The sequence below is a fragment of the Bacillus cereus group sp. BfR-BA-01380 genome (genome assembly GCF_022663535.1).
Classification (GTDB): domain Bacteria; phylum Bacillota; class Bacilli; order Bacillales; family Bacillaceae_G; genus Bacillus_A; species Bacillus_A cereus_BB.
Map to the genome: position 1 here is coordinate 83,258 of NZ_JAKUFS010000016.1, position 20,148 is coordinate 103,405.

Sequence of the window (20,148 nt, forward strand, 5' to 3'; positions counted from 1 at the left end):
TTTTCTTGAATCCAGCAAAAATATCATCTGTTAATCAGGATGTCTTTCACTCTTTCCATCACTTATTTTGCTCAGGCTCCGTTTGATGATACTCTATCCTTGAATTTTTTCAGTCCAACAATTCATTTTTTACGCATAATTCTTTCTGCATAAAAAAACGATAATTACCATTATTATTTTTCTATACATCTTCTTCTATAGGTGATATAATGCTCTTGTTTTATAGAACATAAAGAGATACTTCAAATAGTAGTGAGAATTTCTCTTCTGCTATTGATTAGTGTAACAGGATAAATATAAAACAAAATTAATAAATATTAATAAAAAAGAAGGGGTGTATAAATTGTCCCAATACGAAACACCATTGTTTACTGCTTTAAGAGAGCACAGCAAGCGAAATCCAGTTCAATTTCATATTCCAGGTCATAAAAAAGGACAAGGAATGGATCCTGAATTCCGCGAATTTATTGGGCATAACGCATTATCAATTGATTTAATTAATATTGCACCACTCGATGATTTACATCATCCAAAAGGTATGATTAAACATGCTCAAGATTTAGCAGCAAAAGCTTTCGGCGCTGATCATACATTTTTTTCTGTCCAAGGAACAAGTGGTGCAATTATGACAATGGTGATGAGCGTTTGTGGTCCTGGAGATAAAATTCTTGTACCGCGAAATGTTCATAAATCTATTATGTCAGCGATTATTTTCTCAGGCGCAAAACCAATTTTTATTCATCCAGAAATTGATCCAACATTAGGAATTTCACATGGAATTACAATTCCTTCTGTAAAAAAAGCGCTTGAAGAACATCCAGATGCAAAAGGACTCCTTGTCATTAATCCAACATATTTTGGTTTTGCAGCTGACTTAGAGCAAATTGTAAAGTTAGTACATTCATACAATATGCCAGTACTAGTGGATGAAGCCCATGGTGTTCATATTCATTTTCATGACGAAATGCCAATGTCAGCAATGCAAGCTGGCGCTGATATGGCTGCAACAAGTGTTCACAAACTAGGTGGCTCATTAACACAAAGTTCTGTTTTAAATGTAAGAGAAGGGCTTGTAAACGTAAAGCATGTTCAATCGATTATTAGTATGCTTACAACGACTTCAACATCTTATATTTTATTGGCTTCACTTGATGTTGCAAGAAAGCGTCTTGCAACAGAAGGACGAGAACTTATTACGAAAACTATTCAATTAGCAGAAGAAGTTCGAGAGCAAGTAAATGAAATTGAACACCTGTATTGTCCTGGTAAAGAACTGCTAGGAACCGATGCAACTTTTGACTATGATCCAACAAAGCTTATTATTTCTATAAAAGAATTAGGAATTACAGGGCACGATGCAGAATTATGGTTAAGAAAGCATTATAATATAGAGGTTGAACTTTCCGATTTATATAACATTCTGTGTCTTGTTACACTTGGAGATACAGAAGATGAAACAAATCTACTAGTACGCGCTCTGCATGAATTATCAGCAACCTTTAAACATAGAGCAGAAAAAGGTGTTCAAATGCAAGTAGATATTCCAGAAATCCCTGTACTTGCGCTATCTCCGCGCGATGCCTTTTATTCTGAAACAGAAGTTGTTCCTTTTGCAGAAGCTGCTGGCCGCATTATCGCAGATTTCGTTATGGTCTATCCACCAGGTATTCCAATTTTTGCTCCTGGTGAAATTATTACACAAGAAAATTTAGACTATATTCAAAAGAATTTAGAAGCAGGATTACCAGTACAAGGTCCTGAAGATATGACATTACAAACTTTACGTGTCATTAAAGAATATAAAGCAATTAGCGAATAACTTCCTTCCCACTTCATATCTTTGGAGTGGGATTTTTCATTCACAAACACCCCTCTTCCAGCCTTCATATTATTTTTCCTATGCACCCTTTATCCGCCTATTCATACGATATAATGTAAAACTTCCATAAGGCGAAAGCCTGCCCAATCAAGATCTTACGGACAGTTCTCTCCCGACATTCACGAAATACTATTGTTCAAGGGCTTAGTAGGTGAAAATCAGTTAGACTCATCCTAGCAGTACTTTTTCTTAACTCCCTCTTATCTGAGAGCCTCATCTCCCTTTAATTCAAAATCAAAAGAATGTAAACATATAGGTGGGATTTTATGATTGTAATTGGCCGTTCCATTGTACATCCATATATAAAAAATGAAAACGAACCTTTCTATTCGGAAAAACAACAAATTTTAGAAATTATGACTGGAAATCATGAAGTATACAATTTCCAATCATTACATGAGTTAGCTTTTGATATAAATGTCCGTGTTCATATTATTACTTCTGCTTTAGAGTTATTTAACAGCGGGTTACAATTTCGCACATTTAAGCAATCTTTCTGTAATCCTGAATTTTGGGAAAGAACTCATTTAGGTGGCTTTCAACTTCGCCCTAATGTGTTACCCTCTTTTGCTATTCGTGATATTTTTCTAAACGGCAAAAAATATGGAACAGAATGTGCAACTGCAATGATTATTATCTTCTATAAATCACTGTTAGCATTGTATGACGAAGAAACGTTTAATCGTTTATTTGCAAATCTTTACTTATATACATGGGACTATGATAAGGATTTAAAGCTCACTACAAAAACAGGCGGAGAAATTGTTCCTGGTGACCTTGTTTATTTTAAAAACCCACAAGTGAACCCAGCAACAATTGAGTGGCAAGGAGAGAATGCAATTTATTTAGGAAATTTCTTTTTTTATGGGCACGGTGTCGGTGTAAAAACAGAAAGTCAAATTATTGATGCACTCAATCAACGACGTATTCCTTTCGCTTTTTTAACAGCATATTTAACAGATTTTCTAACACGGATAGACAGTCGGATGATGAGCCAATTTGCCTCTACAAAGAAAATGCAAACAGAAATCGAACTCATCCCCATCCGAGACGATGCAATTATTGCAACAATTGGTCACACGACTTCAATCCACTAAAAAAACGCCTGCACATGCAGGCGTTTCTATATTTATTGGGCTTTAGTATGTTCTTTATGCTCACACTCACAGTTAGAACCGCATTTTCCGTATAATACTGTTACTTTTTCATCCTCAAAATGCGCAATTGTGTTCTCACAAATTTGACATACGATAGTTCCCATTTTTAAATTCCTCCTAATATTGTAATTCCTAAGAATTTTTTGTAACCGCTTAACTTTCTGTCTTTATTTTAATATGTTATACTTTTTTAGTCAATAGTTTTAATTATGACATATTAATTATTTTTTAATTTTATTAGTATGAAACATTTATAAATAATAAGCAGCCGTATATTTATTATTACGACTGCTTTGACACAATTATTCCTCATATTCAGCATGCACAGAAGTAGGTGGCAATAGAAATTTAAAAAACTGCGCAAGATCTGTTGCCTCTTCACTCGTTTTTAGTTTAAAGACATCCTGTAAATGGTGCACATTTTCAATATCATCCTGTCCAAGGAGAGTTGCTCGACCAGTTTGCATACAAACAACAAGTGGTTTACCAAAAAACATAGTTGTGTACACCACACCAAAATCATACCGTGTCTCATTTGTCATAAAACCAAGAAAGCGGACTTTTGTATTTTCATGTTCATCATATAATTTTTCAAACATTGTCCCTCTCCTTTCTTCTTGATTTATCCACAATGTATATATTAAACAAAAAAAGCAAGATCCCTTTTAATTGTCAAAAAATTTACAACAATGTTAAAATAGTAATATATTATGTCCTTAGGAGGTTTATTATGCAAGATGCATTCATTAAACTCGTCCCAAATTCAAAACAGCAATCTATTTCTCTAGACGATGTTAAACAACTATTTCATTACTATAAAACAATTACAGCTCAAACAGGTCAACAACTCGGCTTTTCATACGCAAACACTGCCTTTCCATACGAAATGGTTGATACTTCAGATACAACACTTTGTTTAAAATCTAATCATGAACGCTATCACTCTATTTATGTAGGAACAGGAATTGAAAACGAACAATCTTTTATACAAATTACATTACCATCTACTGCAACCTTTGGAGATAAAGGAAAAGCTAATGAATTTTGCAGATTTTTAGCAAAGAAGTTAGAAGGAGAATTACAGCTTTTCAACGGAAGAACAATGTACTTTTATAAACGTTAACTAAAAAAAGAGCAGCTTACTCATAAAAAAGAGAAGACTATTCGTAACAGTGAAAAAAATTGCCTCTTTTCTGGAGTGCAACATAATATAGGCGCTAACATAAGCCAAATAAAAAAACACAAAAAAGAGCAGTACTTTGTAATGCAATTTATCGCGACTTGATAACAATAATACAATGGAGAATCCGCTCCATATAATAAAATGAAACAAAGCAACAAAAGTCATTTTCATGTTATTGCCTCCTTTCACACGTCCTATTGTATTACAATATATGGGCGCTAAAAGAAATCATTACATATATATGAGGAAATAGATAGAACAAGCAAAATGGATTTAGATAAAGTGAAACTTTAATCAGTGGGGGTTTTCTTCATCCCCCACTGATTATCAGCCTCACCAATCGGGCTTTTACGGGCAGTTTATCTCCCGCCTAACTTCTTAAGAAAAGCGGGAGCGGCTCGCTCAGAATCGCAGGACGCCCACGCACAAGGCGGAGAGGCGCTTTTTGCCTCGTCCGAGGGGGCAAAACGACCGGAGATTCTAGCCGCTAAAGCTGGACAACAAAGAAATGTGGAAGTGGCTCGTCCAGAATGTGAGGGGGATGGAGATTCTGACGTAGAGGTGTTTTTTACCTCGCAGGAAGAAGCGAAGCCACCGAACATTCTAGCCACTGGAACTGGACAATGTTTCCGCTGAATTTTGAGGTGGGAGTATTACTGCCCCCAAATAGCGGGATAAACAAAACAGCCGCCTCCTAATATCTAGGAGGCGGCTGTTTTGTTTATCTTATATTATTTTACAATGTGAATTGGCATTCCAAGAGCAACTTCAGCTGCTTCCATTGTGATTTCACCTAATGTTGGGTGAGCATGGATTGTTTGAGCGATATCTTCAGCTGTCATTCCAGCTTCGATAGCTAAACCAAGCTCAGAAATAATATCAGAAGCGCCTGCACCTGCAACTTGTGCACCTACAATAAGACCATCTTCTTTACGAGTTACAAGTTGTACGAAACCGTCTGTGCTGTTTAATGATAATGCACGTCCGTTAGCAGCGAATGGGAATTTAGAAACTGCTACTGTCATTCCAGCTTCTTCTGCTTGTTTTTTCGTATAACCAACAGATGCTAATTCTGGATCAGTAAAGCATACTGCTGGAATTCCGATGTAATCGATTGCTGATGCATGACCGCTAATTGCTTCAACAGCTACTTTACCTTCGTAAGAAGCTTTATGAGCTAATGGTGGTCCAGGAACGATATCACCAATTGCATAGATGTTTGGTACATTTGTACGGCATTGCTCATCGATTTCGATTACACCACGGTCAGTCATTTTAATTCCAACTTGCTCAAGACCGATTTCTTGCGTATTTGGACGACGACCTACAGTTACTAATACATAATCAGCATCAACAGTTTGTACTTCGCCTTTTACTTCGAAGCTAACTTTTACGCCGTTTTCAGTTTCTTCAACGCCTTTAGCCATAGCTTTTGTATGGATTGTTACGTTGCCTTTTTTCTGAAGTGCACGTTTTACAACTTGGCTCATCGCTTTTTCGAAACCAGCTAAAATTTCATCGCCAGCTTCTAATACTGTAACTTCTGTACCGAAGTTTGCATATGCAGTACCTAATTCCATACCGATGTAACCGCCGCCGATTACAACAAGCTTTTTCGGAATTTCTGGTAAGCTTAAAGCACCAGTTGAGTTAAGAACGCGTTTAGAGTATTTGAATCCAGGAATTTCAATTGGTGTAGAACCTGTTGCAAGAACAGCATTTTTAAACGTATACGTTTGTGCTGCTTCCTCAGTCATTACGCGTAATGTGTTTGCATCTACGAAGTAAGCTTCACCGCGAATGATTTCAACTTTATTACCTTTTAAAAGACCTTCTACACCGCCAGTTAATTTCTTAACTACACCGTTTTTCCATTCTTGAACTTTTGTGAAGTCAACTTTTACGTTTTCTGCAGTAATACCCATGTCATCAGAATGTTTTGCATTCTCATAACGATGACCTGCATTAATTAATGCTTTAGAAGGAATACATCCAACGTTTAAGCAAACACCACCAAGGTTAGCTTTTTCAATAATAGCTACTTTTTGTCCTAATTGTGCTGCACGAATTGCTGCAACATATCCACCAGGACCTGCACCAACAACGACTGTATCTAATTCAATTGGGAAATCTCCTACTACCATTGTTTATTACGCCTCCATTACTAATAATTGTGGGTCGTTTAATAGACGTTTAATTTGGTTTAATGCTTTCTGAGCTGTTGCACCGTCGATTAAGCGATGATCAAAGCTTAAAGATAATGCTAATACTGGAGCTGCAACGATTTCACCGTTTTTCACAACTGGTTTCTCAGCAATACGGCCGATACCAAGGATTGCTACTTCTGGGTGGTTAATAACTGGAGTGAACCATTGTCCGCCTGCAGAACCAATGTTTGTAATTGTGCAAGATGCACCTTTCATCTCTGCTGGAGCTAAGCGACCTTCACGTGCTTTACCAGCAAGTTCATTGATCTCGTTAGAGATTGTGAAGATAGATTTACGATCTGTATCTTTAACAACTGGTACTAATAGACCTTTGTCTGTATCAGCTGCGATACCAATGTTGAAGTAATGTTTGTGAACGATCTCTTGATTTGCATCATCTAAAGAAGTGTTCAGCATTGGGAATTCACGTAATGCAGATGTTAACGCTTTTACAACGTATGGAAGGTAAGTTAATTTAATACCTTTTTCAGCTGCAACAGCTTTGAACTTCTTACGGTGAGCAACAAGTTCTGTTACATCTACTTCGTCCATTAATGTTACGTGAGGAGCTGTATGTTTAGAGTTAACCATTGCTTTTGCAATCGCTTTACGGATACCGCTCATTTTCTCACGAGTTTCTGGGTATTCACCAGCTGGAATTGGTTGTGCTTTTGGAGCTTCTTCTTTCGCTGCTGGAGCTTCTGCCGCTACTGGAGCTTCCGTTTGTGCTACTGCTGCTTGTCCACCGTTTGCAAATGTGTCGATGTCAGCTTTTACAACACGGCCGTTTTTACCAGTACCAGCTACTAGACGAATGTCTACGCCTTTTTCACGTGCATATTTACGAACAGATGGCATAGCAATTACGCGCTCATTAGCTACTTCTTCAGTTGCTGCTGGAGTAGCCGCTGTTACTGGAGCTTCTTCTTTTACTTCTTCAGCTTTTGGTGCTTCGTCATGATCGTCACCTTTAAACTTAAGGTTTTCATAGCCAGGAGCGTCGAACTTAATTAAAGTATCTCCTACTACTGCTACTGTACCTTCTTCTACAAGAATGTCAAGTACTTTCCCTTTAACTGGAGAAGGAATTTCTACAACTGCTTTATCATTTTGTACTTCAAGAAGTACATCGTCTTCGTTTACTTCATCGCCTACTTTAATAAACCATTTTACGATTTCGCCTTCGTGGATACCTTCACCGATATCTGGTAGTTTAAATTCAAATGCCACGGAATTCAGCCCCCTGATTCTTATCATTATTATTGGAAATTGCAAAAGAAATCAGCATGTGCTGACTTCTTTTGCACATAAAACTCAAATTAGAAGTTCATTACTTTGTTAACAGCTTCAACAATATCTTTATGGTTTGGTAACCATACGCTCTCAGCTTGAGAGAATGGGAATATTGTATCAGCAGCTGCAACACGTACAACTGGAGCTTCTAAGTTTAAGATTGCACGGTCATTGATTTCCGCTACAACGTTAGCTGCAATACCAGCTTGTTTTTGAGCTTCTTGAACTACTACAACGCGGCCTGTTTTTTCAACAGAAGCGATAATTGTTTCGATATCTAATGGTTGAACTGTACGTAAGTCCACAACCTCTAAAGAGATACCTTCTTTTTCAAGTTCCTCAGCAGCTTTTAATGCAGCATGCACCATTGCACCATATGTGATAACAGATACATCTGTACCTTCACGTTTCACATCAGCTTTACCAATTTCAATTGTGTATTCGCCTTCTGGTACTTCTTGACGGAAAGAACGGTATAATTTCATATGCTCTAAGTAAACAACTGGATCGTTGTCACGAATTGCAGAAATTAAAAGACCTTTTGCATCATATGGAGTAGATGGAATTACAACTTTTAAACCTGGTTGTTGTGTCATTAATCCTTCTAAGCTGTCAGCATGTAATTCTGGTGTATGAACACCACCGCCAAATGGAGAACGAATTGTAACTGGAGCAGTCCAACGTCCACCAGAACGGTAACGAAGACGAGCCAATTGACCAGAAATAGAATCAATTACTTCGTATACGAAACCGAAGAATTGGATTTCAGGAACTGGACGGAAGCCTTCTAATGCTAAACCGATTGCAAGTCCACCGATACCAGACTCTGCAAGTGGAGTATCCATTACACGGTCTTCACCAAATTCAGCTTGTAATCCTTCAGTAGCACGGAATACACCGCCGTTTACACCAACGTCTTCACCAAACACAAGTACGTTAGGATCGTTTTTCATTTCAACGCGTAAAGCATCAGTGATTGCTTGAATCATTGTCATTTGAGCCATGGCTTACTTCGACTCCTTTTCTTTATAAATTTCATATTGTTCAGCTAAGTTGAAAGGCATTTTTTCGTACATGATTTCCATTAAATCAGTTACTTTCTGTTTTGGAGCTTGGTCAGCTTTAGCAATCGCTTCTTTAATGTCTTCTTTAGCTTGTTCGATTACTTTTTCTTCTTCTTCTTGAGACCAAATGCCTTTGTTTTCTAAGAATGCACGGAAACGTACGATTGGATCTTTTTGTTCCCATTCATTTTCGATATCTTTTGTACGGTAACGAGTTGGATCATCACCAGCCATTGTATGTGGACCGTAACGGAATGTTAAAGTTTCAATTAAAGTAGGACCTTCACCGTTTACTGCGCGCTCACGAGCAAAAGCAGTTGCTGCATATACAGCTAATGGATCCATACCGTCTACTTGAATACCGTAAATACCAGCTGCAACTGCTTTTTGTGCTACAGTTTTTGCTGCAGATTGTTTTTCTACTGGAGTAGAAATTGCATAACGGTTGTTTTGAACAACGAAGATTGCTGGAGCTTTAAATGCACCTGCAAAGTTCATACCTTCGTAGAAGTCACCTTGAGACGCACCGCCGTCACCAGTGTAAGTAATTGCAACAGATTTTTTACCACGTAGTTTCATACCTAATGCAACACCAGCCGTTTGGATGATTTGTGCACCGATAATAATTTGTGGAGAAAGTGCATTTACATCTGCAGGCATTTGGTTACCCATGAAATGTCCACGAGAGAATAAGAATGCTTGATATAATGGTAAACCGTGCCATACTAATTGTGGAACATCACGATATCCTGGTAAGATGAAGTCTTCTTTTTCAAGAGCAAAATGACTTGCTAATTGAGAAGCTTCTTGTCCAGCTGTCGGCGCATAGAAACCTAAGCGACCTTGACGGTTTAATGAAATAGAACGTTGGTCTAATACGCGAGTATACACCATACGACGCATTAATTCTTTTAATTGCTCATCAGTTAATTCTGGCATAGCTGCTTTATTCACAACTTCGCCTTTTTCATTTAAAATTTGTAATGTTTCAAATTGAGCTGCGATAGCTTTCATTTGCTCATCAACATTAAATAGGGCCTTTTTTGTTTTAGTACCCATTCCGTTCACCTCTTCCTCTCTTGAACCATATTCTTAAACGCTTTCACTAGCACCTCACTAAAATGAAAGCATAAGTTTGAAAACTGACGCATCATTCGTCAGTTATTGAATAATTTGTATACCTAACAATCTGTACTAATGTTTTCATTTAAACCAATTAATACAATATTGATCACGTTTTTAAGTTTACAACTATTCTAATCGTCATGTCAATCACTTTGATTTCGATTTTTTTCAAAGGTTAAAGAGATTTTCTTAACAAATACAAGTTTTCAAAATACTATCTGTATTAGTGAACAAAAACCTCCTGTTATATTATTTCCTTTTCCTAGATATTTTGCTCATAGAATAATATGTAAACGTTTCACTTCACTCTTATCTTTTGTCCCATCCTAATAAAAATATACAACATCTGCCTTCTTTTTAGGCAAATAACTATACATTTCTCTCCTTTCCTCCATACATTATATTAACCGCAGCATTCGCGGAAATGGTAAAGGAGGTCACACCATGTACGGATACACTTTTTGTTACCCCTCAACTTGCGCATATCCTTCGTATGGATATGGTGGTTGCGGCGGCGGCGGTGGCTTTGGACACGGCTTTGCTTTAATCGTTGTATTGTTTATTCTTTTAATTATCGTCGGTGCTGCTTGCATCTGTTAATGTAAAACGAAACAATCATAAAAGAACAAGGCATTTTTTCGCCTTGTTCTTTGTCATGACTTTTTTCATAACCTTTGGTAGACTAAAGATGAAAGGAGAGATTGTATATGCTTACAATGGACGATGTGATTCGTGAAGGAAATCGCATTTTACGAGCAGTAGCTGAAGAAATAGCTCTACCAGCAAGCGAAGAAGATGTTCATATATTACGAAAGATGATTGAATTTGTGATTAACAGTCAAAAACCCGAAATGGCTGAAAAATATAATTTACGCCCCGGAATTGGTTTAGCCGCGCCGCAAATCGGTGTTTCGAAAAGAATGATTGCTGTCCATGTCACAGATCGAGATGGTACATTATATAGCTACGCTTTATTTAATCCAAAAATTATTAGTCACTCTGTAGAGCGTACATACTTACCAGGGGGCGAAGGATGCCTATCAGTGGACCGCGAAGTTCCTGGCTATGTACCACGTTACACTCGCATTACCATAAAAGGAACCACAGTGGATGGTGAAGAAGTCAAACTACGTTTAAAAGGGTTACCGGCAATTGTATTCCAGCATGAAATTGATCACTTAAATGGCGTTATGTTTTATGATCATATTAATAAAGATAATCCATTTATGATTCCAGAAAATGCAGCACCTTTAGAAAGATAGAACGAACTTTCCATCATCAGGAATTTTTCACTACTTGCGAATAACAAAATAAAAAGAGTCAGTTTTCACTGAAGTTGGTGAAAACTGACTCTTTTTATTGAAATGGTTCTCATATTTATACTTTATAATAGCCCTGCCCACTGCAATCCATGAAGAATACCATCTTCTGCAACATCTTTTGTTACATAATTCGCAAGCTTTTTCAAATCTTCATGTCCATTTCCCATAGCAATTCCTGTACCTACGGTTTCAATCATTTCTAAATCATTTAACCCGTCTCCAAATGCATATACTTGTTCCCCTGTGAATCCAAGCTTTTCAATAAACTTTTCAATTCCTTTCGCTTTCGACCCTCCCATCGGAATAATATCCATAGAGTAAGCGTGCCAGCGAATAAAATGAAACTTTGAATAGTCGTTAATAAACTTTTCTTCTTCTCCTGCCCTGCAAAATAAAAGTGTTTGATAAACGTCACGTTCTTCATAAAAGCTAGGTTCAAACGCAGGATGATCCATGTGAAGGCTAGCAAAGCTTTCTGTTACATAATGATGCGATGGCACTGTTGCTTTCATTTCTTTATGATCTAAGTACACAAGCGGATAGCCTTCTTGCTCTGAAAATTTCGTGAAAGCATGTAATGCATCAGGGTGTAGAGGATTTTTATATATAACCTCATCTTCAAACACCACATACTGTCCATTGAAACTTATATAGTTATGAATATTTAGCTCTTTACGAATATCTTCAAACATAAATGGCGCTCGTCCTGTTGCAATTGCCACATGTATACCCTTTTCTTGCAAACGACGTACAGCTTCTTTTGTGGATTTTGGTATTTCTTTGTTATGATCTAGCAATGTTCCGTCAATGTCAAAAAAGACAATTTTATCATTCATTTACATAACCCTTTCTACTTCATCAATTCAAACGTATCACTTTATACTGTAAATATTTTTTCAAATACTAAAAAAGTATAACATATTGATGAATAAAGTGCTTCTTATCTAACCTTCCTGCCTAACTATGCATATACTGAAATAAAAACGGTACTACGGTTCAACATATGCATTTTCTTTTCTATTCTATCTCATACTATAAGTTGAACGAAATATTTTCTTGCAAGTAGTTCATTTTTTGAAACTTAATTCTTCTTGCACATTCTAATAAGATTATATGCATGTTTTGAGCGAAGAAAGGAAGGGACAACTGTGTTAAAGAAACTGAAGAAAAAATTAAAAGTATATTGGAACGATTTGCTTCGTAAAAAAACAATTGCTTAAATCATGCCCATTTCGGGCTTTTTTCTTCACTCTTATTCGAAAAAACATGAAAATCATAACCGTTTGCTTTATAATAGGTAAAAGATAGCCTAAAACATAGACAAGGAGAGATTGTTTTAATGATTTTTAAAGTATTTTATCAAGAAAAAATGCTAGAAGTACCTGTACGTGAAAATACTAAGGTGCTCTATCTAGAAGCTGAGTCTGAAAGAGAAGTTCGCACAAAATTACACAAGTTCGCATATAACATTGAGTTTATCCAGCCTGTTACTGGTGCTCATCTTGAATACGAAAAGCAATATGCAGATTTCAAATTAGCGGAGAACGTTTAATTTATGAAGTTCTTAAAAAATGACCAAACTGCTATTTTCGCACTTGGCGGACTCGGTGAAATCGGCAAAAATACATATGCTGTTCAATTTCAAGATGAAATTATTATCATTGATGCTGGAATCAAATTTCCAGAAGACGAACTTCTTGGGATTGATTATGTCATCCCTGACTACACGTATCTCGTACGTAATGAGGAAAAAATTAAAGGGCTCTTTATTACACACGGTCATGAAGATCATATCGGTGGGATTCCTTATTTATTGCGCCAAGTAAATATTCCAATTTACGGTGGGAAACTAGCGCTCGGACTAATTAAAAATAAGTTAGAAGAGCACGGATTACTGCGAAAAGCACAATTGTATGAAATTAAAGAAGACGATGTGATTAAATTCAAAAAAACATCCGTTTCCTTCTTCCGTACAACACATAGCATTCCTGATTCATACGGTATCGTTGTGAAGACACCACAAGGACAGGTTGTGCATACAGGAGATTTCAAATTTGATTTCACACCAGTTGGTGAGCCAGCAAATTTAACAAAGATGGCTGAAATCGGAAAAGAAGGTGTCCTTTGCTTGCTATCTGATAGCACGAATAGCGAAGTCCCTCACTTTACGATGTCTGAGCGCCGTGTAGGTGACAGCATCCAGGATATTTTCCGTAAAGTAGAAGGTCGCATTATATTCGCAACATTTGCTTCTAATATTCATCGACTACAACAAGTTGTAGAAGCAGCAGTAGCAAATAATCGAAAGATCGCTGTTTTTGGTCGAAGCATGGAAGCAGCAATGGAAATCGGACAAAATCTTGGCTATATTCGCTGTCCGAAAGATACAATTATTGAACCATCACAACTAAATCGCATACCAGCAAATCAAGTTGTGATTTTATGTACAGGAAGTCAAGGTGAACCAATGGCTGCATTATCTCGCATCGCTAACGGTACACACCGTCAAATTCAAATTATTCCTGGTGATACTGTTGTATTCTCTTCTTCTCCAATCCCTGGAAACACAGTAAGTGTAAGCCGTACAATTAACATGCTATATCGTGCAGGTGCCGAAGTCATTCACGGACCATTGACTGACATTCATACAAGTGGACACGGTGGACAAGAAGAACAGAAACTAATGTTACGTCTCATTAAACCAAAATATTTTATGCCAATTCACGGTGAATATCGTATGCAACGTATGCATGCAAAATTAGCAAATGATTGTGGCATCCCAGAAGAAAATTGCTTCATAATTGATAACGGAGATGTACTTGCACTTCGTGAAGATGAAGCAACAATTGCAGGGAAAATCCCGTCTGGTTCTGTCTATATCGACGGAAATGGTATTGGTGATATCGGTAACATCGTACTTCGCGATCGTCGCATTCTTTCGGAAGAGGGACTTGTTATCGTTGTTGTTAGCATCGATATGAAAGGTTTCCAAGTAGCGGCTGGACCAGATATCATTTCTCGTGGATTCGTTTATATGCGCGAAAGTAGCGATTTAATTAACGATGCACAGACATTAATTACAAATCATTTAGAAAAAGTAATGGAGCGCAAAACAACACAGTGGTCTGAGATCAAAAATGAAATTACAGATACATTGGCTCCGTTCTTATACGAAAAAACGAAACGTCGACCAATGATTTTACCAATCATTATGGAAATTTAAATAAAAAGGACAATGCCGCTATGTCGGCATTGTCCTTTTTGTCATTTCGCTAAAAACATTTCGAAGCGATCTACATCATTATCGTGACCAATAACAATTAAAATATCTCCCATTTGAATATTTTCTGTCGCACGCGGTGAAATAAGAACTTCCTTCCCACGCTTAATTGCTACAATGTTCAATCCAAATTTCGCACGAATATCTAATTCGATTAATGAATGACCATCAATCTTTTCGTTCGCAATAATCTCAACAATACTATGTTCATCTGAAAGCTCTAAATAATCCAAAACGCTACTTGAAGCAATATTATTGGCGATTCTTTTTCCCATATCGCGCTCAGGATGAACAATTTGATCTGCTCCAATTTTCCGAAGAACTTTTTCATGATAATCATTTTGTGCTTTTACAGTAATATTTTTTACACCTAGCTCTTTCAAAATAAGCGTTGTTAAAATACTTGATTGAATATTATCTCCAATTGCAATAACTACATGCTCAAAGTTTCGAATACCAAGACTTTTTAATACCATCTCATCTGTAGAATCCGCAATTACAGCATGAGATGCAATATTTACAAATTCATTTACACGATCTTCATCCATATCAATCGCCATAACTTCCATTCCTAATTGCGCTAATTCCCGGCAAATACTACCACCAAATCGTCCAAGACCAATAACAGCAAATTCTTTTTCTTTCGTACCCACACAAATTCCTCCAGTAATATCAAATCGTATCAAACGAAACTTTTATCGGTGGAATTTCTTTATCTCCCACCTACCTTCTTTAACTCTTCAAAAACGTGATGTGAAGGCTTTGCTCCCTTTAATCATAACCAACTATCATTGTAGCATATTTTATCCCGCTATTCGTGGGCAGTAATACTCCCGCCTCAAAATTCAGCAAAAGCATTGTCCAGTTCCAGTGGCTAGAATGTTCGGTGGCTTCGCTTCTTCCTACGAGGTAAAAAACACCTCTACGTCAGAAGCTCCATCCCCCTCACATTCTGGGCGAGCCACTTCCACATTTCTTTGTTGTCCAGCTTTAGCGGCTAGAATCTCCGGTCGTTTCGCCCCCTCGGACGAGGCAAAAAGCGCCTCTCCATTCTTATTTCTGCTTTTGAATATAAAAAAATTGCTGTAAATAAAAAGCAAGCATACATACTAACATACCAAAGATAAATATATTTCCAAACGAACTGAACGTTTGAAATACAAACATTAAAGTTTCTTGTCCAAAAAAAGCAAATAATAAATTTATAAAAGCAAATAATATCGCAAATTGATAGTGGTGCTGATGAAATAAATAATGCGTCGCTCCTAAAAAACCAACAAAAGAAACAATAAACACCCACCACATTTCAATCATCTTTTGCCACCCTACTATCTCATACCCGTTCACAACAATAGCAATTGTTCCTATAACAATCATAGTTGGAACGCTCCAAAATAAAGCCCACTTTCGAAAGAGTAATACCGCATTCCTGTCTTCTCGTTTATGTGCGCAATACGTTAAAAAAGTCGCGCTTATATATAAGACCGATACAATCGTTAGAATAATAATTAACCAAAAATGAAGCTGATAATACTCATGCTCTATATTCGTAACAATTGCTGCTAACAACCCTGGAATACATATGCCAGTATATCCCTCCACCAATGCCTTATTCCAAAACACCATATTACCAATTCGAATTCCTAATAACATAAAAATAATGGCCCCAAGGATAAATAAGGTCATTTTATTTCCAACTAAACTCGTTGAAAAAGCGATTAATCCAACAAATAAGAATAGAGCAAATGCATTCATAATTTCTGCAACAGGTGATAAATACCCTCTCATCCACTCATATGTGTTCGTATAATTTTCTTTTTTTGCTAAACAATATGTATAAAAACTAACACCAAAATAAATTGCTGCTACAATTACATATGTATATAAAAAGAAACATAGTATAGTACTTCCGATTTGCACACTATCCCCTACCTTTTTCTCTATGTACCATATTGATTTTACACAAATTTCATATAAAATGTAAATAAAAACCTCCCTGCTACATGGGAGGTTTTCCTTTATTCAGCTGTTTTTTCAGCTTCATCAAGAACGCGATTTACTCGTTTTGTCAACATTTGCATACCACTACCGCCCGCTTGAAAATGGCGCAATACACCGTTTTTATCAAACACGTAGTATGCTGGTACATATTGGTTTTCAAAAGAGTCTGTAATCACATGCTTATTGTCTACCAAAATAGGCTGTACAATACCGTGCTCCTCCGCCACCGCTTTCACTTTTTCAAGATCTAAATCTTCTTCTGAACGCGGCATATGCACAGCAATTACATTTAATTTATCTTTATAGTTATCACGGAATTCATTAATACTCGGCATTGCTTCTTTACATAAATGACAGCTAACAGACCAAAAATGAATCAATGTTGGTTTATCGCCAATTAACGCTCCCCTGACTACTTCTCCATTTAGTACAGTCGTTGCTCCTTCTAAGGAAGGCATTGGTTCACGTAATTTCATAACATTTCCTCCTTATATATGTAGAGAAAGGTCTAACAACAATTTGCTAGACCTTCTTCACTCATTCAAAAATTAAACGTTTAAAGTTGCTTGACCTGGTTTCCAGTTTGCTGGGCAAAGTCCGCCAGTTTGAAGCGCTTGAAGAACACGGATTACTTCGTCAACTTCACGTCCAATATTATTATGATGTACAACTTGATACATTAATTCACCTTCCGGGCTAATAATGAATAGACCACGAAGTGCAATCCCTTCTTCTTCAAGTAATACGCCATATTCACGAGATACTACATGATTTGTATCAGCAGCTAATGGATATTTCAACTCACCTAAACCGTTTTTCGTACGGTCAGTGTTAATCCATGCTAAATGAGTATGGATTGTGTCAGTTGATACACCAATTACTTCTGCATCTAAATCTTCGAACTCATCATAACGATCAGAAAGTGCGATAATTTCTGTTGGACATACGAAAGTGAAATCCATTGGATAGAAGAAAAGCACTGTCCATTTGTCTTGTTTCATAACTTCTTCAAGGCTTACTTTACCGAATTCTTTGTTTGGCATAACAGCATCCATCTCAAAGCGTGGAGCTTGTTTTGCTACCATACGTTCTGCCATATGTACCAACCTCCGTTAATTTTTAGTCATATATTGTATTATATAGGAAAAAATAGTTTTTAGTCAATATCATTTAATAATTATTATAAAACAACTAACTATCAACTCTTTCTCCCATCTACTATTATAAAGCATTGTGCTAGAATTACAAAAAAAACGCACTATATATACAAGTTAAAAAACGACATAAAAACCCTCTTTCTTTTTAGGCGGTCGAGAGCATCTGGCCATGCATAGAAGCAGTCAGGGCCCTTTTCTGCCACATGCAAGGTTTAAAACAAAAGAAGGAAGCAGGTAGCGATCATGTTGTATTCGGCATAGCAGCAACTTATAAAGAAAAGCGGAAGCGGCTCGCTCAGAACAAGAGGGGGCTGGGGCTTCTGACATAGAGGCGCCTTTTGCCTCAGTGGAAGACGCGAAGCCACCGACTTTTCTAGCCGCTGGAGCTGGATCATAAAGAAACGCGGAGCCGACTGTTTAGGGAAGCCGAGCTAGACAAGGATGTCGAAAAATTAATATATATAGACTATACAAATTTTCTTATACAAAAAAGGAACAAGCATTATGCTCTGTTCCCTTTCCATTTTACGTATGTTGTTAAAAATAGAATCGCTTTTTCAATTGCTGATTCATCCGGCTGTAATTTCGCATGATGTAGACCATATTCAGATTCGACACCGAGCCAAAACATAAAACCTGGAATCTCACGCAGCATAAATCCAAAATCCTCGCCTGTCATTGCTTCTGTGCAAGTGATAACATTCATATCTGTATGTTCGTCCGTAAACCCCATAAATTCCTTTGTTAACATTTCATCGTTATATACTTGGTGATACATCGCTCCGTAATCAATATGTGCTGTACACTCAAAAGACGTTTCGATGCCAGTAACAATTGCTTCAATGCGTTCCTTCACTCGTTTCATAGATTCAACAGATAATGTACGAATCGTTCCTTCTAAACGAGCCTTTTCCGCAATAATATTTTGTACTGTTCCACCAGTAATTTTTCCGATTGTAATAACTGCACTATCTAACGGATTCACATTGCGACTAATAACAGATTGTAGCTGTGTGACAAGATGGCTTGCGGCAACAATCATATCATTTGCTGTATGCGGATATGCTGCATGTCCCCCCTTCCCTTTCAAATCAATGTATAACTCAGAGGTATTAGCAAAAAGCAGCCCCTCTTTTGTCGCAATTGATCCAACAGGATATTCTGGTGCGATATGGAGCCCAAAAATCATATCTGGTTTCCACGCTTGTAACTCTTCACTTTGTAATAGGGGAAGAGCCCCCCCCGGCCCTTCCTCAGCTGGTTGAAAAATAAAAATGAGATCATCATCAATTCGCTCTGTAACAAAAGCTGTTAATAACCCAAGACCAATTGTTGTATGCATATCATGCCCACATGCATGCATCATCCCTTCATGTAATGAGGCAAATTCATATCCTGTCTCTTCCGTAATTGGAAGCCCGTCAATATCAGCGCGGTAACCAATTGTTTTTTCCGGATTACGGCCATGAACTTTTACAATGACACCTGTTTTCCAAGTCTTTACTTCTATATACTCACTTGGAAGGGTACTTATATAATTTAAAATGTATTGCTGTGTTTTCCATTCTTGAAAACCAATCTCTGGAATTTGATGTAAATCTCTGCGCATTTGAATAAATTTATTTATCATCACCGTTTCACCACCATTGATAAAAAGCGTAAGAGCCTACAAGCTCTTACGCTTTCTTTTTTTATTGCTCCGGATTCAGTTGACGAAGCTCTTGTTTAATTTCTGTTTTTGCTTTTGTTTTTTCGTCAATTTCTTTAATAACGCGTGCTGGTGTTCCTGCAACAACTGTATACGGTGGTACGTCTTCTGTTACAACTGCACCCGCCGCAACAACTGCACCTTTCCCTACTGTAACACCTTCTAGTACTACTACGTTTGCACCAATTACAACATCATCTTCAACGATAACTGGTTTTGCAGAAGGTGGCTCGATAACGCCTGCAAGTACAGCTCCAGCTCCAACGTGACAGTTCTTACCTACTGTTGCACGTCCACCAAGTACTACATTCATATCAATCATTGAACCTTCACCAATTACAGCTCCAATGTTAATTGTTGCGTTCATCATAATAACTGCATTATCACCGATTTCAACTTGGTCACGAATAATTGCACCTGGTTCAATACGTGCTTTAATGCCTTTTAAGTCAAGCATTGGAATTGCAGAGTTACGACGATCATTTTCTACAACGTAATCTACAACATGTTTTTTATTTTCTTCAAGGATTGTCTTAATTTCAGACCATTCCCCAAATAATACGCCTGATTTTTTATTTACAAATGCTTGTACTGTTTCTGGGAATGTAATTTCTTTTAGATCCCCTTTTATGTATACCTTTACAGGAGTTTTCTTCTCACTTTTTTGAATAAACGAGATAATCTCGTTTGCATCCATCATTTTCATGCTTGTTGCCTCCTAAATCCATTTATACTGTTACTCTACCAAACGAAAAGACTCCTCGCAAGAAAA

20 protein-coding genes and 1 pseudogene are annotated in these 20,148 nt (G+C 37.2%); 7 read left to right on the plus strand and 14 right to left on the minus strand.

Annotation, left to right across the window (positions count from 1 at the left end; translation table 11 throughout):
• Nucleotides 1–343 precede the first annotated feature (343 nt).
• Together MR076_RS15710 and MR076_RS15715 are read left to right on the plus strand one after the other, a co-directional pair.
• Complete coding sequence (locus tag MR076_RS15710) at nt 344–1,819, plus strand: aminotransferase class I/II-fold pyridoxal phosphate-dependent enzyme (protein ID WP_277928499.1); 1,476 nt, start codon at nt 344–346, stop codon at nt 1,817–1,819.
• Between the two features lie 326 nt (nt 1,820–2,145).
• Entirely contained in the window at nt 2,146–2,976 is an 831-nt protein-coding gene (locus tag MR076_RS15715) for a protein-glutamine gamma-glutamyltransferase (RefSeq protein ID WP_242222146.1), read from the plus strand.
• Between the two features lie 32 nt (nt 2,977–3,008).
• Here the strand turns inward: MR076_RS15715 and MR076_RS15720 are convergent, their stop codons facing one another.
• The gene (locus MR076_RS15720) at nt 3,009–3,140 is read right to left on the minus strand and encodes a GapA-binding peptide SR1P (RefSeq protein ID WP_035429210.1); all 132 of its coding nucleotides are present in this window, start codon (nt 3,138–3,140) and stop codon (nt 3,009–3,011) included.
• A 198-nt stretch (nt 3,141–3,338) separates the two neighbouring features.
• Nucleotides 3,339–3,635, minus strand: coding sequence for a DUF3055 domain-containing protein (locus tag MR076_RS15725; protein WP_035429211.1), 297 nt, complete (start codon nt 3,633–3,635; stop codon nt 3,339–3,341).
• A 131-nt stretch (nt 3,636–3,766) separates the two neighbouring features.
• Between MR076_RS15725 and MR076_RS15730 the strand changes: the two genes are divergently transcribed.
• Entirely contained in the window at nt 3,767–4,159 is a 393-nt protein-coding gene (locus tag MR076_RS15730) for a DUF1885 family protein (protein WP_242222147.1), read from the plus strand.
• On the opposite strand, the gene MR076_RS15735 is transcribed toward MR076_RS15730, so the two are convergent.
• From MR076_RS15735 to pdhA, 5 genes are all read right to left on the minus strand, one after another.
• Nucleotides 4,160–4,390 carry a hypothetical protein gene (locus tag MR076_RS15735; RefSeq protein WP_242222149.1) on the minus strand — a complete coding sequence of 77 codons (231 nt, stop codon included), beginning with the start codon at nt 4,388–4,390 and terminating at the stop codon, nt 4,160–4,162.
• A 560-nt stretch (nt 4,391–4,950) separates the two neighbouring features.
• Nucleotides 4,951–6,363 carry a dihydrolipoyl dehydrogenase gene (gene lpdA / locus MR076_RS15740; RefSeq protein WP_035429216.1) on the minus strand — a complete coding sequence of 471 codons (1,413 nt, stop codon included), beginning with the start codon at nt 6,361–6,363 and terminating at the stop codon, nt 4,951–4,953.
• A gap of 6 nt (nt 6,364–6,369) precedes the next feature.
• Nucleotides 6,370–7,656 carry a dihydrolipoamide acetyltransferase family protein gene (locus MR076_RS15745; protein ID WP_242222150.1) on the minus strand — a complete coding sequence of 429 codons (1,287 nt, stop codon included), beginning with the start codon at nt 7,654–7,656 and terminating at the stop codon, nt 6,370–6,372.
• 89 nt (nt 7,657–7,745) lie between these two features.
• Nucleotides 7,746–8,723, minus strand: a complete 978-nt coding sequence (gene pdhB / locus MR076_RS15750) for an alpha-ketoacid dehydrogenase subunit beta (protein ID WP_242222151.1) — start codon at nt 8,721–8,723, stop codon at nt 7,746–7,748.
• 3 nt (nt 8,724–8,726) lie between these two features.
• Nucleotides 8,727–9,842, minus strand: coding sequence for a pyruvate dehydrogenase E1 component subunit alpha (pdhA, locus tag MR076_RS15755; RefSeq protein ID WP_090914289.1), 1,116 nt, complete (start codon nt 9,840–9,842; stop codon nt 8,727–8,729).
• A 585-nt stretch (nt 9,843–10,427) separates the two neighbouring features.
• Here pdhA and MR076_RS26815 point away from each other — a divergent pair.
• Both MR076_RS26815 and def read left to right on the plus strand, forming a co-directional pair.
• Nucleotides 10,428–10,508 (plus strand): annotated as a pseudogene (locus MR076_RS26815) (YjcZ family sporulation protein); the annotation flags it as partial.
• A gap of 107 nt (nt 10,509–10,615) precedes the next feature.
• Nucleotides 10,616–11,170, plus strand: a complete 555-nt coding sequence (def, locus tag MR076_RS15765) for a peptide deformylase (protein ID WP_242222154.1) — start codon at nt 10,616–10,618, stop codon at nt 11,168–11,170.
• Nucleotides 11,171–11,292: 122 nt separating this feature from the next.
• Here the strand turns inward: def and MR076_RS15770 are convergent, their stop codons facing one another.
• On the minus strand, nt 11,293–12,066 hold the full coding sequence (locus MR076_RS15770; RefSeq protein ID WP_242222155.1) for a Cof-type HAD-IIB family hydrolase: 774 nt from the start codon (nt 12,064–12,066) through the stop codon (nt 11,293–11,295).
• Between the two features lie 503 nt (nt 12,067–12,569).
• On the opposite strand from MR076_RS15770, the gene MR076_RS15775 reads away from it, so the two are divergent.
• Entirely contained in the window at nt 12,570–12,782 is a 213-nt protein-coding gene (locus MR076_RS15775) for a DNA-dependent RNA polymerase subunit epsilon (protein WP_242222156.1), read from the plus strand.
• A gap of 3 nt (nt 12,783–12,785) precedes the next feature.
• Nucleotides 12,786–14,453 carry a ribonuclease J1 gene (rnjA, locus tag MR076_RS15780; RefSeq protein ID WP_242222159.1) on the plus strand — a complete coding sequence of 556 codons (1,668 nt, stop codon included), beginning with the start codon at nt 12,786–12,788 and terminating at the stop codon, nt 14,451–14,453.
• A 41-nt stretch (nt 14,454–14,494) separates the two neighbouring features.
• Here the strand turns inward: rnjA and MR076_RS15785 are convergent, their stop codons facing one another.
• The 6 genes from MR076_RS15785 to dapD all read right to left on the minus strand — a co-directional run bounded on the left by MR076_RS15785 (nt 14,495) and on the right by dapD (nt 20,082).
• Nucleotides 14,495–15,163 (minus strand): potassium channel family protein, encoded by a 669-nt coding sequence (locus tag MR076_RS15785; protein WP_242222160.1) that lies wholly within the window; start codon nt 15,161–15,163, stop codon nt 14,495–14,497.
• Between the two features lie 400 nt (nt 15,164–15,563).
• On the minus strand, nt 15,564–16,430 hold the full coding sequence (locus tag MR076_RS15790; RefSeq protein ID WP_242222163.1) for a cytochrome C oxidase assembly protein: 867 nt from the start codon (nt 16,428–16,430) through the stop codon (nt 15,564–15,566).
• A 98-nt stretch (nt 16,431–16,528) separates the two neighbouring features.
• Nucleotides 16,529–16,987, minus strand: a complete 459-nt coding sequence (locus MR076_RS15795) for a TlpA disulfide reductase family protein (protein WP_242222165.1) — start codon at nt 16,985–16,987, stop codon at nt 16,529–16,531.
• A gap of 72 nt (nt 16,988–17,059) precedes the next feature.
• A complete protein-coding gene (locus MR076_RS15800) occupies nt 17,060–17,608 on the minus strand; it encodes a peroxiredoxin (protein ID WP_090914271.1) in 549 nt (182 codons plus the stop codon).
• A 562-nt stretch (nt 17,609–18,170) separates the two neighbouring features.
• A complete protein-coding gene (locus tag MR076_RS15805; protein ID WP_277928504.1) occupies nt 18,171–19,298 on the minus strand; it encodes an N-acetyldiaminopimelate deacetylase in 1,128 nt (375 codons plus the stop codon).
• Nucleotides 19,299–19,359: 61 nt separating this feature from the next.
• A complete protein-coding gene (gene dapD / locus MR076_RS15810) occupies nt 19,360–20,082 on the minus strand; it encodes a 2,3,4,5-tetrahydropyridine-2,6-dicarboxylate N-acetyltransferase (RefSeq protein ID WP_242222168.1) in 723 nt (240 codons plus the stop codon).
• Between the last annotated feature and the right edge of the window lie 66 nt (nt 20,083–20,148).

What these genes read in the sequence shown, in the direction of transcription:
- MR076_RS15715 (WP_242222146.1), top strand. Translation starts at nt 2,146, where the DNA reads ATGATTGTAATTGGCCGTTCCATTGTACATCCATATATAAAAAATGAA.
- MR076_RS15720 (WP_035429210.1), bottom strand. Translation starts at nt 3,140, where the DNA reads ATGGGAACTATCGTATGTCAAATTTGTGAGAACACAATTGCGCATTTT.
- MR076_RS15725 (WP_035429211.1), bottom strand. Translation starts at nt 3,635, where the DNA reads ATGTTTGAAAAATTATATGATGAACATGAAAATACAAAAGTCCGCTTT.
- MR076_RS15730 (WP_242222147.1), top strand. Translation starts at nt 3,767, where the DNA reads ATGCAAGATGCATTCATTAAACTCGTCCCAAATTCAAAACAGCAATCT.
- MR076_RS15735 (WP_242222149.1), bottom strand. Translation starts at nt 4,390, where the DNA reads ATGAAAATGACTTTTGTTGCTTTGTTTCATTTTATTATATGGAGCGGA.
- lpdA (WP_035429216.1), bottom strand. Translation starts at nt 6,363, where the DNA reads ATGGTAGTAGGAGATTTCCCAATTGAATTAGATACAGTCGTTGTTGGT.
- pdhB (WP_242222151.1), bottom strand. Translation starts at nt 8,723, where the DNA reads ATGGCTCAAATGACAATGATTCAAGCAATCACTGATGCTTTACGCGTT.
- pdhA (WP_090914289.1), bottom strand. Translation starts at nt 9,842, where the DNA reads ATGGGTACTAAAACAAAAAAGGCCCTATTTAATGTTGATGAGCAAATG.
- def (WP_242222154.1), top strand. Translation starts at nt 10,616, where the DNA reads ATGCTTACAATGGACGATGTGATTCGTGAAGGAAATCGCATTTTACGA.
- MR076_RS15770 (WP_242222155.1), bottom strand. Translation starts at nt 12,066, where the DNA reads ATGAATGATAAAATTGTCTTTTTTGACATTGACGGAACATTGCTAGAT.
- MR076_RS15775 (WP_242222156.1), top strand. Translation starts at nt 12,570, where the DNA reads ATGATTTTTAAAGTATTTTATCAAGAAAAAATGCTAGAAGTACCTGTA.
- rnjA (WP_242222159.1), top strand. Translation starts at nt 12,786, where the DNA reads ATGAAGTTCTTAAAAAATGACCAAACTGCTATTTTCGCACTTGGCGGA.
- MR076_RS15795 (WP_242222165.1), bottom strand. Translation starts at nt 16,987, where the DNA reads ATGAAATTACGTGAACCAATGCCTTCCTTAGAAGGAGCAACGACTGTA.
- MR076_RS15800 (WP_090914271.1), bottom strand. Translation starts at nt 17,608, where the DNA reads ATGGCAGAACGTATGGTAGCAAAACAAGCTCCACGCTTTGAGATGGAT.
- MR076_RS15805 (WP_277928504.1), bottom strand. Translation starts at nt 19,298, where the DNA reads ATGATAAATAAATTTATTCAAATGCGCAGAGATTTACATCAAATTCCA.
- dapD (WP_242222168.1), bottom strand. Translation starts at nt 20,082, where the DNA reads ATGAAAATGATGGATGCAAACGAGATTATCTCGTTTATTCAAAAAAGT.